The 15,381-nt window shown below is 63.1% G+C and carries 15 protein-coding genes, 1 tRNA gene and 1 pseudogene; 12 read left to right on the forward strand and 5 right to left on the reverse strand.

Annotated features, from left to right (window positions below):
• Window positions 1-151: 151 nt before the first annotated feature.
• Together VFL62_RS03985 and VFL62_RS03990 are read right to left on the reverse strand one after the other, a co-directional pair.
• Complete coding sequence (locus tag VFL62_RS03985; protein WP_325171078.1) at window positions 152-1,351, reverse strand: CaiB/BaiF CoA-transferase family protein; 1,200 nt, start codon at window positions 1,349-1,351, stop codon at window positions 152-154.
• A 141-nt stretch (window positions 1,352-1,492) separates the two neighbouring features.
• Entirely contained in the window at window positions 1,493-1,918 is a 426-nt protein-coding gene (locus tag VFL62_RS03990; RefSeq protein ID WP_325171079.1) for an organic hydroperoxide resistance protein, read from the reverse strand.
• Between the two features lie 161 nt (window positions 1,919-2,079).
• Between VFL62_RS03990 and VFL62_RS03995 the strand changes: the two genes are divergently transcribed.
• Window positions 2,080-2,550, forward strand: a complete 471-nt coding sequence (locus tag VFL62_RS03995; RefSeq protein WP_325171080.1) for a MarR family transcriptional regulator — start codon at window positions 2,080-2,082, stop codon at window positions 2,548-2,550.
• A gap of 237 nt (window positions 2,551-2,787) precedes the next feature.
• On the opposite strand, the gene VFL62_RS04000 is transcribed toward VFL62_RS03995, so the two are convergent.
• Together VFL62_RS04000 and VFL62_RS04005 are read right to left on the reverse strand one after the other, a co-directional pair.
• A tRNA-Ala gene (locus VFL62_RS04000) sits at window positions 2,788-2,863 on the reverse strand.
• Window positions 2,864-2,927: 64 nt separating this feature from the next.
• Window positions 2,928-3,341, reverse strand: coding sequence for a TIGR02300 family protein (locus VFL62_RS04005; protein WP_325171081.1), 414 nt, complete (start codon window positions 3,339-3,341; stop codon window positions 2,928-2,930).
• Window positions 3,342-3,486: 145 nt separating this feature from the next.
• Between VFL62_RS04005 and aroA the strand changes: the two genes are divergently transcribed.
• From aroA to VFL62_RS04060, 11 genes are all read left to right on the forward strand, one after another.
• Window positions 3,487-4,836 (forward strand): 3-phosphoshikimate 1-carboxyvinyltransferase, encoded by a 1,350-nt coding sequence (aroA, locus tag VFL62_RS04010; RefSeq protein ID WP_325171082.1) that lies wholly within the window; start codon window positions 3,487-3,489, stop codon window positions 4,834-4,836.
• Window positions 4,833-5,465, forward strand: coding sequence for a (d)CMP kinase (gene cmk / locus VFL62_RS04015; protein ID WP_325171083.1), 633 nt, complete (start codon window positions 4,833-4,835; stop codon window positions 5,463-5,465). The genes aroA and cmk overlap by 4 nt, the downstream gene beginning before the upstream one ends.
• Window positions 5,466-5,717: 252 nt before the next feature.
• Complete coding sequence (rpsA, locus tag VFL62_RS04020; protein ID WP_325171084.1) at window positions 5,718-7,421, forward strand: 30S ribosomal protein S1; 1,704 nt, start codon at window positions 5,718-5,720, stop codon at window positions 7,419-7,421.
• Between the two features lie 315 nt (window positions 7,422-7,736).
• Entirely contained in the window at window positions 7,737-8,714 is a 978-nt protein-coding gene (sppA, locus tag VFL62_RS04025; RefSeq protein ID WP_325171085.1) for a signal peptide peptidase SppA, read from the forward strand.
• A 203-nt stretch (window positions 8,715-8,917) separates the two neighbouring features.
• On the forward strand, window positions 8,918-9,223 hold the full coding sequence (locus tag VFL62_RS04030; RefSeq protein WP_325171086.1) for an integration host factor subunit beta: 306 nt from the start codon (window positions 8,918-8,920) through the stop codon (window positions 9,221-9,223).
• A 67-nt stretch (window positions 9,224-9,290) separates the two neighbouring features.
• Complete coding sequence (locus VFL62_RS04035; protein WP_325171087.1) at window positions 9,291-9,674, forward strand: lipopolysaccharide assembly protein LapA domain-containing protein; 384 nt, start codon at window positions 9,291-9,293, stop codon at window positions 9,672-9,674.
• A 61-nt stretch (window positions 9,675-9,735) separates the two neighbouring features.
• Window positions 9,736-10,395, forward strand: a complete 660-nt coding sequence (locus VFL62_RS04040; protein ID WP_325171088.1) for a phosphoribosylanthranilate isomerase — start codon at window positions 9,736-9,738, stop codon at window positions 10,393-10,395.
• Window positions 10,392-11,609 (forward strand): tryptophan synthase subunit beta, encoded by a 1,218-nt coding sequence (gene trpB / locus VFL62_RS04045; RefSeq protein WP_325171089.1) that lies wholly within the window; start codon window positions 10,392-10,394, stop codon window positions 11,607-11,609. The genes VFL62_RS04040 and trpB overlap by 4 nt, the downstream gene beginning before the upstream one ends.
• Window positions 11,606-12,430 (forward strand): tryptophan synthase subunit alpha, encoded by an 825-nt coding sequence (trpA, locus tag VFL62_RS04050; RefSeq protein ID WP_325171090.1) that lies wholly within the window; start codon window positions 11,606-11,608, stop codon window positions 12,428-12,430. Before trpB ends, trpA begins: the two co-directional genes overlap by 4 nt.
• A gap of 102 nt (window positions 12,431-12,532) precedes the next feature.
• Window positions 12,533-13,474, forward strand: coding sequence for an acetyl-CoA carboxylase, carboxyltransferase subunit beta (accD, locus tag VFL62_RS04055; RefSeq protein ID WP_325171091.1), 942 nt, complete (start codon window positions 12,533-12,535; stop codon window positions 13,472-13,474).
• 85 nt (window positions 13,475-13,559) lie between these two features.
• Window positions 13,560-14,804 (forward strand): folylpolyglutamate synthase/dihydrofolate synthase family protein, encoded by a 1,245-nt coding sequence (locus VFL62_RS04060; RefSeq protein ID WP_325171092.1) that lies wholly within the window; start codon window positions 13,560-13,562, stop codon window positions 14,802-14,804.
• Between the two features lie 5 nt (window positions 14,805-14,809).
• Here the strand turns inward: VFL62_RS04060 and VFL62_RS04065 are convergent.
• Window positions 14,810-15,381: pseudogene (locus VFL62_RS04065) on the reverse strand (ATP-dependent DNA ligase); the annotation flags it as partial.

Raw genomic sequence — 15,381 nt, forward strand, 5'->3', positions numbered from 1 at the left:
CCCTTGCGGCACCCCAGATGACCTGAAGGTGGATTCACCCTCCGATCACTGACCAATATGGGCATAAATCGGGGCGGTTCAAGCGCCCCAAATGCCCCGTCCGAGCCTTGCCTAAAAGCCTTTCCGAAGCATTACCAAGGCGGTGGCCCCGCTAGCGGCGGCGCTGGGCCGCGATCACGCCGGCCGTCTTCAAGGCTTCTATTTCGGAGTTCGAGTAGCCGAACTCGGCGAGCACCTCAGCCGTGTGCTGGCCGAATTTCGGCGGCAGGTGGCGCAAGCTCGGCTTGCTCCGTCCCATGCGGACCGGCGAAGCCACACCTTTGTACCAGTCCTTCTCGATGACATCGCCGCGGTGGGCGGCATGGGCGCTGGTCAGTGCCTTGTCGATCGACTGCACCGGACCTGCCGGCAGGCCCGCGGCGAGCAGACGATCGCACAGCGGCTCGGCCTCGTACTGGCTGAACACGGCGGCAAGCTCCTCGCGCAGCGCTTCGCGGTTGGCAACGCGATCGCGGTTGCGGACAAAGCGCGGATCGGAGGCGAGATCCTCCTTGCCGATCTCCTTGCAGAGCTTGCGGAAGGTGCCGTCATTGCCGACGCCGATGAAGATGTTGTCGGTGCGGGTCGGAAAGATCGCATAGGGCACGAGATTCGGATGTTCGTTGCCGGTGAGCGCCGGCGGCCTGCCGTGCATGAAATAGTTCGCGTTGTGCGGATGCATGACCGCAAGTCCGGTCTCGAACAGCGTGGTTTCGAGAAACTGGCCCTGGCCTGAGCGCTCTCGCTCCGACAGCGCCATCAGGATTCCGATCGCCGCGTAAAGGCCGGTCGTGATGTCGACGACGGGAACGCCGATCCGCATCGGCCCGGACTGCGGCGAGCCGGTGGCCATGATCATCCCGGTCATCGCCTGGATGATCGCGTCATAACCGGGATTGCCGCCGCGCGGGCCGTCGCCGCCGAAGCCGGAAATGCGGCAGTGAACGAGCCTGGGGAATTTCGCGCGCAGGACATCGTTGCCAATGCCCCATCTGTCGAGCGTGCCGGGCTTGAAGTTTTCGATCAGGACGTCAGCGCCCTCCAGCAGCTTCATCAGCACGGCGCGGCCGCCTTCGGAAGCAAGATCGAGCCCGATCGAACGCTTGTTGCGGTTGATGCCGACGAAATACGCCGCGTCGTCGTCGTGAAAGGGAGGTCCCCAGTCGCGCACCTCGTCGCCCGCAGGCGGCTCGACCTTGATCACGTTGGCGCCGTGATCGGCGAGAATCTGGGTGCAGAAGGGGCCGCCGAGCACGCGCGTGAGATCGATCACGCGCAGGCCCGCCATCGCGCCCGAATTGGCTTCAATCATCGAAAACCTTCGCTCGAGTTCTTCAAATGAAGATTTCAGAGCTAGCGGTCTTCGTGACCGGCATCAACGGCTTTTCGAGGCAGACCGCCCCTTCCGAAAACGAGGCGGCCCGTCGCAAAGGATAGGGCCGCCTTCATGTGATCAGACCACGGTCAGGCGCACGTCGATATTGTTGCGCGTCGCGTTGGAGTAGGGGCACACCTGATGGGCTTTCGCAACCAGCGCCTCGGCGTCCGGCTTCGCCAATCCCGGCAGCGAGACTTCAAGCGCGATATCGAGGCCGAACCCGCCTTCGGAGCGCGGGCCGATGCCGACCGTCGAGGTCACCGACGCATCCGCCGGCACCTTCGGGCCGCCTTGCGAGGCGACGAATTTCATCGCGCCGATGAAGCAGGCGGCATAACCGGCGGCAAAGAGCTGTTCGGGATTATTGCCGGCGCCGCCGCCGCCACCGAGTTCCTTCGGCGTGGTGAGCTTGACGTCGAGCGCGCCGTCAAGGGTTGCGGCGTGGCCGTCGCGGCCGCCGGTGGCCTTGGCTTGCGTCTTGTAGAGCACGTTCACGGACATTGGGGGTCTCTCCTCGGGTTTCGTCGTAGTCGACGCGATATGTATTGCAAACAATTCAATCGTACACAATATAAAAAGCCTAGCTTCACATTTAATTGTTCGCAATTGAATCCGGGGCGAAGTCGGCCCAAAATGACTGGAAATCACGCCATGGTGCTGAAATGGCCCGAAAGCCCCCATCCGCTGACTCGTTGCTCCAGCTCGACAACCAGATCTGCTTTGCCGTCTATTCGGCGAGCCACGCGTTCAACCGGGTCTACAAACCGCTGCTCGACCGCCTCGGCCTGACCTACCCGCAATATCTCGTGATGCTGGTGCTGTGGGAGCGCGACGGCGTTGCGGTCAAGGAGATCGGCGAGCGGCTTTATCTGGACTCCGGCACGCTCACCCCGCTGCTCAAGCGGCTGGAACAAGCGGGACTGATCAAGCGCGCCCGATCGACCGAGGACGAGCGGCAGGTGTTGATCGGTCTGACCGCGCAAGGCCAAACGCTCAAAGACAAGGCCCGCGCCGTGCCGCCATCCATCCTGGCCGCCTCGCAGTGCTCGGTCGCGGAACTTACAGCGATCAGGGACGAGATCGCGGCGTTACGCGACCGGCTCAATGCCATGGCGGGGGTGAACGGACGCTAAAAATGTCTTTTTGCAAACGACCGGCCGGAACCAGATTTCAGATATTGTTCGAACGCCACCGCGCAAATCATCCGTGATTCCGACGTAAAAATGCTCGGAGTACAGACTTTCGAGAATGTAGACGTATTTCACGGCCCGCCTTCGCCTTTCAGGCTTACGGCGTGGCAGCCTTCGCTCACTTCGCTACGAGAAACTTCCCGGGCCTGCCCAGCTGTAGCTCGCGAAGCGAGCGAAGGCTGGTGGAGCCAGGCGGGATCGAACCGCCGACCTCTTGCATGCCATGCAAGCGCTCTCCCAGCTGAGCTATGGCCCCGTTTAGAATCGCACGCCTTGGGGGACGCGCGTCACATGACCCTGATCACAGATCAGGGCCGATCTCAAGTCTCCTCGTCGCCGCTGACATCGCCAATGATGTCGGTAACGTCCTCATCGCCTTCTTCTTCGTCGGCGATAAAGGTCGAATCGTCGTCATCATCGCCCTCGATCGTCTCATCGATCTCGATGTCGTCTTCGGACTCAGGGACCTGCGCCTTGACCTTACCGGTATTCTCCTCGGCATCGGCCTCCTCGAGCGAGACCAACTCTTCGGTCTCCACGGGCTCGACCGCCGCCTCGGTTGCCGCGGCCGCGCTTGCGCGCGCATCGCTGCGGGTAGCCCGGGCCGGAGCCACGGGCGCAATCGGCACCACCTCACCGGTATAGGGTGATATCACCGGGCTCTTGTTGAGGTCGTAAAACTTCTTACCCGTCGTGGGGCAAATGCGTTTGGTTCCGAGATCGGATTTGGCCACGTTTGCAATCCTGGGAATCTTTAAAGCGGTGCTTCACTTGGCTAGTTGGCACGCCGCTGTCAATAGTGCTTTGCAGGAGATAAAGCCGCTCGCGAACCCCATTCCGCGGCTGACCGCCGAACCGACGCCGCCAAAGGACACAATCTTGACCCATTCGGATCGCCCCGCCGACCAAAAAACCCCTCTCGAGGCCCGCAGCAGCGGTCCTCTGACCGGACGGGTCCGCGTTCCCGGCGACAAGTCGATCTCGCATCGGGCCCTGATCCTGGGCGCGCTTGCGGTCGGGGAAACCCGCATTTCGGGTCTCCTGGAGGGCGAGGACGTCCTCAATACCGCCAAATCGATGCGTGCCCTGGGCGCCAAGGTCGAGCGGACCGGAAATTTTGCGTGGTCCGTGAAGGGCGTGGGGGTCGCTGGCTTTGCCCAGCCGGAGGCGACCCTCGATTTCGGCAATTCCGGCACGGGCTGCCGCCTGGTGATGGGAGCCGTTGCCGGCTGTCCGATCTCAGCCGTGTTCGATGGCGATGCCTCGTTGCGGTCGAGGCCAATGCGGCGGGTGCTCGATCCCCTCGAATTGATGGGCGCCAAGGTGACCGCCGGCGGCGAGGGCGGCCGGCTGCCGTTGACCCTGACCGGCGCGCGCGATCCGCTGCCGATCCTGTACCGGACCCCGGTCGCCTCGGCCCAGATCAAATCCGCGGTGCTGCTTGCCGGGCTCGCCGCACCCGGCGTGACGACGGTGATCGAAAACGAAGCCAGCCGCGACCACACCGAGTTGATGCTCAGGCATTTCGGCGCGGAAATCGTCTCGACGGCGGAGGGCAAGCATGGCCGCAAGATTGCGCTGTCAGGCCAGCCGGAACTGCGCGGTTCGAAAGTGGTCGTGCCTGCCGATCCGTCCTCGGCGGCGTTTCCGATCGTCGCGGCGCTGATCGTCGAAGGCTCGGATCTGATTTTTTCCGACGTTATGACCAATCCGCTGCGCACGGGCCTTTTCACCACGCTGCGCGAAATGGGCGGCTCGATCGAGGAAAACGATGTGCGCGGCGATGCCGGCGAGCCGATGGCGCAGTTGCGCGTGCGCGGCTCGAAACTGCGGGGTGTTGAAGTGCCGCCGGAACGCGCGCCCTCGATGATCGACGAATATCTGGTGCTGGCGGTCGCGGCGAGCTTTGCCGAAGGCACCACGATCATGCGGGGCCTCTCCGAGTTGCGGGTCAAGGAATCCGATCGGCTCAAAGCCACCGCCGACATGCTCCACGTCAATGGGGTCAAGGTCGAGATATCGGGCGATGACCTGATCGTCGAAGGCCGCGGCCATGTGCCGGGCGGCGGCATGGTCGCAACCCACATGGACCACCGCATCGCGATGTCGGCGCTGGTGATGGGGCTTGCGGCCGACACGCCGGTCAAGGTCGATGATACCGCCTTTATCGCCACCAGCTTTCCGGACTTTATCCCGATGATGCGTGGGCTCGGGGCCGACTTCTCATGATTATCGCCATCGACGGTCCGGCGGCCTCGGGCAAGGGCACCCTCGCCAAGCGTCTCGCGGCCCATTACGGCTATCATCATCTCGATACCGGCGTGATCTACCGCGCGGTTGCATATGCCCTGATCAACGCCGGCAAGGACCTGAGGGATGAGGTGGCCGCCGCCGCCGCGGCCCGCAATCTCGATCCCCGGACGTTCGACAATCCCGCCTTCAAATCGCACGAGGTCGGGTCAGCGGCCTCGATCGTCTCGGCGATCCCTCAGGTCCGCGCAGCCCTGATTGAGTTCCAGCGCCAGTTCGCGGCGAAGCCGCCCGGCGCGGTGCTCGACGGCCGCGATATCGGCACGGTGATATGTCCTGATGCCGAGGTGAAAATTTTCGTGGTCGCGGATCCCAAGATTCGGGCCCATCGGCGGACACTGGAGGCGCTCGCCCGCGGCGAGGCTGCCGAGGAGACGGTCATCCTGGCCGATATTCTGGCCCGCGACGAACGCGACCAGAACCGGGCCGTTGCGCCTTTAAAACCGGCCAAAGATGCTTACTTGCTCGATAACTCCCATTTGGATATAGAAGGCGGCGTCCGGGCCGCCATCGACATTGTCGAGGCCGTCCGAGCGGGCCGGCGTTGAGGTTTGAGCCTTGCGCCGTCATTGGAGGAAAGCCCGCTCCGTAGGTTTTGAAGTCGATAGCTCGAACAGAATTTTCGAGATCATTCGTCCCCGGACATAACTCAACGCATCGAACGTGGAAGGCCAACAGCCGGCCCGCTATCGCAATTGATTTGCGAGGCGGTCGTCAGAGTTTGCGGAAACCCTGACCCTTCGTGTCCGACGCGCCCATTCACTGCGACTTGCCGGCAATCTTCCGCATTTGGAGAACAAATGGCTTCGACTGCTACTTCTTATAATCCGAGCCGCGACGATTTCGCCGCGATGCTCGATGAATCCTTCGCCGGCGGCAACCTTCAGGAATCGTCCGTCATCAAGGGCAAGGTTGTTGCGATCGAGAAGGACATGGCCGTCATCGACGTCGGCCTGAAGACCGAAGGCCGTGTGGCGCTGCGTGAATTCGCCGGGCCCGGCCGTGAAAGCGACCTCAAGGTCGGCGACGAGGTCGAGGTGTTCCTCGACCGTATCGAGAATGCGCTCGGCGAGGCCGTGCTGTCGCGCGACAAGGCGCGCCGCGAAGAAAGCTGGGGCAAGCTGGAGAAGGCGTTCCAGAACAACGAAAAGGTCAACGGCGTCATCTTCAACCAGGTCAAGGGCGGTTTCACCGTCGACCTCGACGGCGCAGTAGCCTTCCTGCCGCGCTCGCAGGTCGACATTCGTCCGATCCGCGACGTCGCGCCGCTGATGAATAACTCGCAGCCTTTCCAGATCCTCAAGATGGATCGCCGCCGCGGCAACATCGTGGTGTCGCGCCGCACGGTTCTGGAAGAGACCCGCGCCGAGCAGCGCCAGGAACTGGTGCAGAACCTCGAAGAGGGGCAGGTGATCGACGGCGTCGTCAAGAACATCACCGATTACGGTGCGTTCGTTGACCTCGGCGGCATCGACGGCCTGCTGCACGTCACCGATATCGCCTGGCGCCGCGTCAACCATCCGACCGAGGTGTTGACCATCGGCCAGACGGTGAAGGTCAAGATCATCAAGATCAACCACGAGACCCACCGTATCTCGCTCGGCATGAAGCAGCTGCTGGACGATCCGTGGCAGGGCATCGAGGCGAAGTATCCGCTCAATGCGCGCTTCACCGGCCGCGTCACCAACATCACCGATTACGGTGCGTTCGTCGAACTCGAGCCGGGCATCGAAGGCCTGATCCACGTCTCCGAGATGTCGTGGACCAAGAAGAACATGCATCCCGGCAAGATCGTCTCCACCTCGCAGGAAGTCGAGGTGCAGGTGCTCGAGGTCGATTCGGTCAAGCGCCGGATTTCGCTCGGTCTCAAGCAGACCATGCGCAACCCCTGGGAACTGTTCGTGGAGAAATTCCCGGTCGGTTCGACCGTCGAGGGCGAAGTCAAGAACAAGACCGAGTTCGGTCTGTTCCTCGGCCTCGAAGGCGATGTCGATGGCATGGTCCATCTCTCCGACCTCGACTGGAAGCTGCCAGGCGAGCAGGTGATCGACAACTTCAAGAAGGGCGACATGGTCAAGGCCGTGGTGCTCGACGTCGATGTCGAAAAGGAGCGTATCTCGCTCGGCGTCAAGCAGCTCGAAGGCGATCCCTTCGCCGAGCCGGGCGACGTCAAGAAGGGTGCCGTTGTCACCTGTGAAGTGCTCGACGTGAAGGAAGGCGGCATCGACGTGAAGATCGTCGGCACCGACTTCACCACCTTCATCAAGCGCTCCGAACTCGCCCGCGACCGCAACGATCAGCGCGCCGAACGCTTCGCCGTCGGCGAGAAGGTCGATGCGCGGGTGATCCAGTTCGACAAGAAGGCCCGCAAGGTGCAGGTCTCGATCAAGGCGCTCGAAGTCGCCGAAGAAAAGGAAGCCATCGCGCAATATGGCTCCTCGGATTCGGGTGCGACGCTCGGCGACATCCTCGGCACCGCGCTCAAGCAGCGGACCGACAAGTAAGCGTCGGGCCTGTTGCCTGACAACGAAAGGCCCCGGTTTCGACCGGGGCCTTTTGCTTTTTCGTGTCATTGCGAGGAGCGGAAGCGACGAAGCAATCCAGAACGGCCCGGAGGCTCGATTGCTTCGCAGAGCCTGTCATCGGACGCGCATTCGCGCGTTGGCCCGCATGACAGGGATGGGACTGCCAGAATCCCGCCGCGCGTCTTGTTTTCTTCAAATTGCGCGGGAATTGATGTAATCAGGGCACGGGATTTTAGGGATATGGCGCGAATACCGCCCCGCCCGCGTCACCGCATGCTTCCGGGAGAATTTTCGATGTCGCTTGATTCCGATGTGATCGTTGATCGCCGCCGGATTCGCCGCAAGCTGACGTTCTGGCGCGTGGTCGCAGCGCTCGTTGCCATTGCGGCAATCATTGCGGTTGCGACCCTTGCTGCGCCCGGCAAAGGCAGCTTGACCTCGGCAGGGTCGATCGCCCGCATCAACATCGAAGGCTTGATTCGCAGCAACCAGGAACGGGTCGAAGCGCTGGAACGGCTGGAGAAGTCGCAAACGGCCGCCGTCATCGTGCACATCAATTCGCCGGGCGGCACCACCGCCGGCTCCGAGCAGCTCTATGATGCGCTCGTGCGGCTGAAGGCCAAGAAGCCGCTGGTCGTCGTGGTCGAGGGCCTGGCGGCATCGGGCGGCTATATCACCGCGATTGCGGCCGACCACATCATCGCCCAGCAGAGTTCGCTGGTCGGCTCGATCGGCGTGCTGTTCCAGTTTCCGAACTTCGCTGAACTGTTGAAGACGGTCGGCGTGAAGGTCGAGGAAGTGAAATCCTCGCCGCTGAAAGCCGCTCCAAATGGCTACGAGCCGACCAGTCCGGAAGCGCGTGAGGCGCTCAATTCGCTGGTGAAGGATTCCTATGCCTGGTTCCGCGGCCTCGTGAAGGAGCGGCGCGGCATGGATGACGCCCTGCTCGAAAAAGTATCCGATGGGCGCGTCTTCACCGGCCGCCAGGCTGTCGAACTGAAGCTGATCGATCAGTTGGGCGATGAGAAAACCGCGGTGGCGTGGCTGGTCGCGCAAAAAGGCGTCAAGGCCGACCTGCCGGTCCGCGACTACAAGCTGAGCCCGCGCTTCGGCGATCTGACATTCCTGCGGACCGCGGCCGCCGTCACCTTCGATGCGCTCGGTTTGAGCGCGATCGCGCGGCAAATCGAGCAGACCGGCATGGCGCAGGCCGCCGACCGCCTCGGTCTTGAAGGCATGCTCGCGCTCTGGCAGCCGGCGGGGGTGAATTGAGCCGTTCGTGGCGGGCGAACGTCAAATCCGCTCCATTTGATCGAATTTCCGCACTGCAGTTGCGGGGGTGTTGCCGCTGTCACAATACCGCATCAGGCCGTTTGTCACGTGATTTCGCTGGCGCCAAAATTGATTTAGCGTCTTGACAGTTCAACGCATTTTCACGGAAATGCAGGTCCTGATGTTCCCAGGTCCACGTCTCGATGATCAAATCCGAACTCGTCCAGCGTATCGCCGAGCACAACCCGCACCTCTACCAGCGGGATGTCGAGAACATTGTAAACGCGATTCTCGATGAAATCGTCGCAGCCTTGGCGCGTGGCGACCGGGTCGAGTTGCGCGGTTTTGGCGCCTTCTCGGTCAAGCACCGCCCGGCGCGCGCGGGTCGCAATCCGCGTACCGGGGAGCATGTCCCGGTCGATCAGAAGAGCGTGCCGTTCTTCAAGACCGGCAAGGAAATGCGCGAACGGCTGAACCGCGAAAGCGGGGGAACCGACGCCGCCGGCTAGTGCGGCGGCTCCAAAGCCCGCATCGTCCTGATTCAACGGTCTGCTTGATTCAACGAGCGAGAGGGCCATGCGCAAGTTTTTCAATGCGGTCATCTTGATCCCGCTCGGCGTGATCTTCGTCGTCTTTGCGGTTGCCAACCGTCATATGGTCACGGTGTCCCTCGACCCGTTTAATTCGAACGATCCCGCGCTCGGATTTACGCTGCCGCTCTTCGCAGTCATCATTGCGGTGGCCATTCTAGGGGTTGTTGCGGGCGGCTCGGCCACCTGGCTCAGCCAGCGGCGCTGGCGCCGCGCGGCGCGGCACCACGAGGCAGACGCCCGCGAAATGCGCGCGCAACTGGCCGATTTGCGAGCCAGCGTCGCGGCCTCCGGGCGGCGGGATCTGAGCCCGCCGGCTGTGACCGCCTCGGGCGGATATCAGCGAGACAAGCAGGGCGCGACGTTGTAGAACCCGCGCCAAATGCCTCTGTTGAGAGCTTTCAGCTCCCCTAACCATTGCCTTTGAACCCATGTCTTTGATCGTGAAAATTTGCGGCCTGTCCACGCGCGAGACGCTCGACGTCGCGCTCGATGCCGGCGCGGACATGGTGGGGTTCGTGTTCTTCTCCCCGTCACCGCGGCATGTCGATTTGGCCGCGATCAGCAAGCTGGCTGACGCTGCGCGGGGCCGGGCGGAAATTGTCGTTCTGACCGTCAATGCCGAACACAAGATTCTCGACCAGATCGCAAAGCAGGTACGGCCGGATTGGCTTCAACTTCACGGCAGCGAGCCTGCTGATGCCGTCAGGGCGATCAAGCAGGCTTCTGGCATCCGGGTGATGAAAGCCTTGCCCATTGCGGCCCGGAGCGATCTGGACCGAATTCCCGATTATGCTGACGTCGCCGACCGCATCCTGTTCGATGCCCGCCCGCCCAAGGAAGCGACGCGGCCGGGCGGCCTGGGCGCCGTGTTCGACTGGCACCTTTTGGAGAACCTTGACCTTGCTCTGCCGTTCATGGTTTCGGGAGGTCTTCACGCCGGCAATGTCGCGGAAGCCGTCCGCGTGACACGGGCCGGTGGCGTCGATGTCTCCTCCGGTGTGGAACGCGCATCCGGCATCAAGGACCCCGATATGATCCGCGCCTTCATTCGTGCGGCGCGCGCAACCGAAGAACTGATGGCTCGATGACCAAGCCCCTTCCCAATTCCTACCGCAGCGGTCCCGACGAGCGCGGCCACTTCGGCATTTTCGGCGGCCGCTTCGTTGCCGAAACGCTGATGCCGCTGATTCTCGATCTGGAGAAAGCCTACGCCGAGGCCAAGGCCGATCCTTCCTTCCACGCCGAAATGAGCGGCCATCTGAAGCACTATGTCGGCCGGCCCTCGCCGCTTTATTTCGCCGAGCGGCTTACCGAGCATCTCGGCGGCGCGAAAATCTACTTCAAGCGCGAGGAGCTCAATCACACCGGCTCCCACAAAGTGAACAACGTGCTCGGCCAGATCATGGTGGCGCGCCGTATGGGCAAGAAGCGCATCATCGCCGAGACCGGTGCCGGCCAGCATGGCGTGGCCACGGCGACGCTGTGCGCGCGATTCGGTCTTGAATGCATCGTCTATATGGGCGCCGTCGACGTCGAGCGGCAGCAGCCCAATGTGATCCGCATGGAAATGCTGGGCGCCAAGGTGATCCCGGTGCAATCGGGCACGAAGACGCTGAAGGACGCGATGAACGAGGCGCTGCGCGACTGGGTCACCAACGTGCACAACACCTTCTATTGCATCGGGACGGTCGCCGGCCCGCACCCCTATCCGATGATGGTGCGCGACTTCCAGTCGGTGATCGGCGAGGAGACCAAGAAGCAGATGCAGGAAGCCGAAGGCCGCCTGCCGGATTCGCTTGTCGCCTGCATCGGCGGAGGCTCCAATGCGATGGGCCTGTTCCATCCGTTCCTCGACGATCCCTCTGTCGAGATCTTCGGTGTCGAGGCGGCCGGCCATGGCCTGACGCAATTGCATGCGGCCTCGATCGCGGGCGGCAGGCCGGGGGTCCTGCACGGCAACCGCACGTATCTCTTGATGGACGACGACGGCCAGATCCAGGATGCCCATTCGATCTCGGCTGGTCTTGATTATCCCGGCATCGGACCCGAACATTCCTGGCTGCACGAGGTCGGCCGGGTCAAATATCTGTCGGCGACCGATGACGAGGCGCTGGCCGCGTTTCAGCTGTTGTCGCGGCTCGAAGGCATCATTCCGGCGCTGGAGCCCGCGCATGCCATCGCCAAGGTGATGGAGCTCGCGCCGGCGCGGCCGAGGGATCATCTGATGGTGGTCAATCTCTCGGGGCGCGGCGACAAGGACGTGCCGCAGGTCGGCGAGATCCTGCGGGGGAAGAACAAGTGACCGCCCGTATCGATGCGCGCTTTGCGCAACTGAAGAAAGAAAATCGTTCGGCCTTCGTCACATTCCTGATGGCGGGCGATCCCGATCCCGAGACCTCGCTCGAGGTCATCAAGGCGCTGCCAAAAGCCGGCGCCGATGTCATCGAGATCGGCATGCCCTTCACCGATCCGATGGCCGATGGTCCCTCGATCCAGGCGGCGGGCTTGCGCGCGCTTCATGCCGGCATGACCTTGAAGAAGACGCTGGCGCTAGTGCGCGAATTCCGCAAAGGCGACAACGCCACACCCCTGGTGCTGATGGGTTATTACAATCCGATCTATATTTACGGCGTCGACAAGTTCCTGATCGACGCAAAATCCGCCGGTGTCGATGGCTTGATCGTGGTCGATTTGCCGCCGGAAGAGGATGACGAGTTATGCGTGCCAGCCTTGAAGGCCGGCTTGAGCTTCATCCGGCTTGCGACACCGACGACGGACGACAAGCGGCTGCCGGCAGTGCTCGCCAACACGTCGGGCTTTGTCTATTACGTCTCGGTCACCGGCATCACCGGCAGCGCCAGCGCCGATTCCAGAGCGGTCGGCGAGGCGGTTGGCCGCATCAAGCGGCACACCACCTTGCCCGTCTGCGTCGGTTTCGGAATCCGCACGCCGGAAGCGGCGCAAGCAATCGCATCTCATGCCGACGGCGCCGTGGTCGGCACCGCTTTGGTCGATGCCTTGCGTGGCAGCCTCGATGCGAACGGCAAGGCGACCGCGAAAACCGTTAGTGCCGTGGCCGAACTGGCAACCGCGCTGTCGGCCGGCGTCAGGGCCGCGAAATAACCCGTAACCTTTCCCTAGCGTATAGCTTTAAGCGCCGCCTTGCCCGGCCTTGCGGGGAAGGCCATATATATCAGGACACATGAAGGAAGTCCGGAGCAAACCATGAATTGGCTCACCAATGTCGTCCGGCCGAAGATCCGCAACATTCTGCGCCGCGAGACGCCGGAGAATTTGTGGATCAAGTGTCCGGACTCGGGGCAGCTCGTGTTCTACAAGGACGTCGAGGCCAACCAGTTCGTCATTCCCGGCTCGAACTATCACATGCGCATGGGCGCGGTCGCCCGGCTGAAGTCGATCTTCGACAACGAGACCTGGTTCGATGTCGCGCTGCCGGAGGTGCAAGCCGATCCGCTCAAATTCCGCGACGAGCGCAAGTATGTCGACCGCGTCAGAGACGCGCGCGCCCGCACCGGTCTGAACGATGCGGTCAAGGTCGGCTATGGCAAGCTTGAAGGTGCGGCCGTCGTCGTCGCGGTGCAGGATTTCGATTTCATGGGCGGCTCGCTCGGTATGGCGGCGGGCGAAGCGATCGTGCGCGGTCTTGAACTCGCGCTCGAAAAAAAATCGCCGTTCATTGTGTTTGCCGCATCCGGCGGCGCCCGCATGCAGGAAGGCATTCTGTCGCTGATGCAAATGCCGCGCACCACGGTTGCGGTGCAAATGCTGCGCGAGGCGAAGCTGCCTTACATCGTCGTACTGACCAACCCGACCACCGGCGGCGTGACCGCTTCCTATGCGATGCTGGGCGACGTACAGATCGCCGAGCCAGGCGCCCTGATCGGTTTTGCCGGCGCACGCGTGATCGAGCAGACCATCCGCGAGAAATTGCCGGACGGTTTCCAGCGCGCCGAATATCTGAAGGACCATGGCATGGTCGATATGGTCGTGCATCGCCACGAACTGCGCCCGACGCTGGCGCGCCTGTGTCGCCTGTTGACCAAGTCGCCGGCGCTTGAAACCTCCACGAAGGCCGCCCCGCCGCTGACGACAGCGGCGACGATCCCGTCCGCGGCCGAGATGGCGCCAGCCGCGCCATCCGCGTGAGCGATTTTCTCCGGTGCCGCATCGCGACCTGATCGCGCGCCTGTCGCAACTGCATCCCAGGCGCATCGACCTCGGTCTGGAGCGCATGCAGCGGCTGCTCGAGCGGCTCGATCATCCCGAGCGCAAACTCCCGCCCGTCATCCATGTCGCCGGCACCAATGGCAAGGGTTCGACGATCGCCTATTTGCGCGGGATACTGGAGGCGGCCGCTTATCGAGTCCATGTTTTCACCTCGCCGCATCTGGTGCGACTCAACGAATCCTACCGGCTTGGTCGTGCGGGCGGTGGCGTCCTCGTCGATGATGCGGAGCTAGCGGCCGCGCTGGAGCGTTGCGAGCGCGCCAATGCCGGCGAGCCGATCACCTTGTTTGAAATCGAGACCGCGGCAGCGTTCGATCTGTTCTCACGCCATCCGGCCGATGCGGCGCTGCTCGAGGTCGGGCTCGGCGGACGGCTGGACGCGACCAATGTGGTCGAGGCTCCTGTCGCCAGCGTGATTTCGCCGATCGGGATCGACCACATCGAATTTCTCGGCGACTCGCTGCGGTCGATCGCGACCGAAAAGGCCGGGATCATCAAGCGCGGCGTTCCCGTGATTTGCGCGCATCAAGAGCCGGAGGCGCTGGCCGAGATCGAGCAGGTCGCGAAGCGCCAGCGTGCGCCGCTGCATCGCGCCGGCGAGGAATGGCATGTCAGCGTCGAGCGCGGCCGCCTGGTCTATCAGGACGAGCGCGGCTTGCTCGACCTCCGGGCGCCAAAATTGTTCGGCCGCCATCAATTCGACAATGCGGGGCTTGCGGTTGCAGCGCTCCGCGCCGTGGATGCATTCAGGGTCGACGGGGCGGCTTTCGAGGCCGGCGTTGTCAACGCGGAATGGCCGGCGCGGATGCAACGGCTCGGCCCGGGCCCGTTGGTGGATCAAGGCCCGGCCGGCGGGGAAATCTGGCTCGATGGCGGCCATAATGCGGAGGGCGGCCGTGTCGCGGCCGCCGCGCTCGGCGATCTCGAAGAGCGCGTGCCGCGCCCGCTGGTTGTCATCGTCGGTATGATGGCCAACAAGGATGCCGGCGGCTTTCTCGCCAATTTCGCCGGCCTCACCCGCCACATCATCGCCGTGACAATACCGGGTCGCGAAGGCGCGATGCCGATTGACCGGCTGATGGATGCGGCGCGGGGCCTGGGCATGCGCGTGGAATGCGCCGCCAGCGTTGAAGCCGCGCTGCGAACCGTGGCGCAGCTCGCTTATGAAGTGCCGCCCCGGATCTTGATCACCGGATCGCTTCATCTTGCCGGCCACGTGCTGTCGGCCAATGGCACGCCGCCGGTGTAGTCGCGTCACGCCAGCAGCTTGATGGGATCGGCCGACTTCTGCCGCAGCTGGTCGAACGTGCATTGCCGCGGCGCCTTGTCCGGCCGCCAGTGCAACAGCGAAGTGCCGTGACGAAAGCGCTCGCCGCTGAAATGATCGTAGGCTACCTCGACGACCAGTTTCGGTTTCAGCGGGCACCATTGCGCCGAACGATCGGTCGACCAGCGGCTTGGGCCTCCCGGTGCATTGCCGGTAAAGCCGGGCTTTGCGATCAGCGCTTCGAGCTTGGCCGTGAGCGTCGGCTTGTCCTCGCGCTTGATGGCCGAACTGAAGCCGACATGGTGCAAGAGCCCGTTGTCGTCGTAGAGACCGAGCAGCAGCGATCCGACCGTTTTTCGGCCCTTCAACGGCTTGCTCGCGTAACGGAAGCCACCGACGACGCAATCGGCGCTACGGAAATTCTTGATCTTCTGCATGCCCTCGCGGTTACCGGACTGGTAGGGCAGGTCGGCCCGCTTGGCGATCACGCCGTCGCAACCGCCGCCGGCTTGCGCCAGCCATTTTTTCGCGATCGCATAGCTTGTTGTCGCCTTGGACA

This window comes from Bradyrhizobium sp. (assembly GCF_035701725.1).
Classification (GTDB): Bacteria; Pseudomonadota; Alphaproteobacteria; order Rhizobiales; family Xanthobacteraceae; genus Bradyrhizobium.

Excerpts from the sequence above, each read along its gene's own strand:
- VFL62_RS04040 (WP_325171088.1), top strand. The coding sequence starts at position 9,736 with ATGTCTTTGATCGTGAAAATTTGCGGCCTGTCCACGCGCGAGACGCTC.
- VFL62_RS04060 (WP_325171092.1), top strand. The coding sequence starts at position 13,560 with ATGCAGCGGCTGCTCGAGCGGCTCGATCATCCCGAGCGCAAACTCCCG.
- accD (WP_325171091.1), top strand. The coding sequence starts at position 12,533 with ATGAATTGGCTCACCAATGTCGTCCGGCCGAAGATCCGCAACATTCTG.
- cmk (WP_325171083.1), top strand. The coding sequence starts at position 4,833 with ATGATTATCGCCATCGACGGTCCGGCGGCCTCGGGCAAGGGCACCCTC.
- trpB (WP_325171089.1), top strand. The coding sequence starts at position 10,392 with ATGACCAAGCCCCTTCCCAATTCCTACCGCAGCGGTCCCGACGAGCGC.
- VFL62_RS03985 (WP_325171078.1), bottom strand. The coding sequence starts at position 1,351 with ATGATTGAAGCCAATTCGGGCGCGATGGCGGGCCTGCGCGTGATCGAT.
- VFL62_RS03995 (WP_325171080.1), top strand. The coding sequence starts at position 2,080 with ATGGCCCGAAAGCCCCCATCCGCTGACTCGTTGCTCCAGCTCGACAAC.
- VFL62_RS04030 (WP_325171086.1), top strand. The coding sequence starts at position 8,918 with ATGATCAAATCCGAACTCGTCCAGCGTATCGCCGAGCACAACCCGCAC.
- VFL62_RS03990 (WP_325171079.1), bottom strand. The coding sequence starts at position 1,918 with ATGTCCGTGAACGTGCTCTACAAGACGCAAGCCAAGGCCACCGGCGGC.
- sppA (WP_325171085.1), top strand. The coding sequence starts at position 7,737 with ATGTCGCTTGATTCCGATGTGATCGTTGATCGCCGCCGGATTCGCCGC.
- VFL62_RS04035 (WP_325171087.1), top strand. The coding sequence starts at position 9,291 with ATGCGCAAGTTTTTCAATGCGGTCATCTTGATCCCGCTCGGCGTGATC.
- rpsA (WP_325171084.1), top strand. The coding sequence starts at position 5,718 with ATGGCTTCGACTGCTACTTCTTATAATCCGAGCCGCGACGATTTCGCC.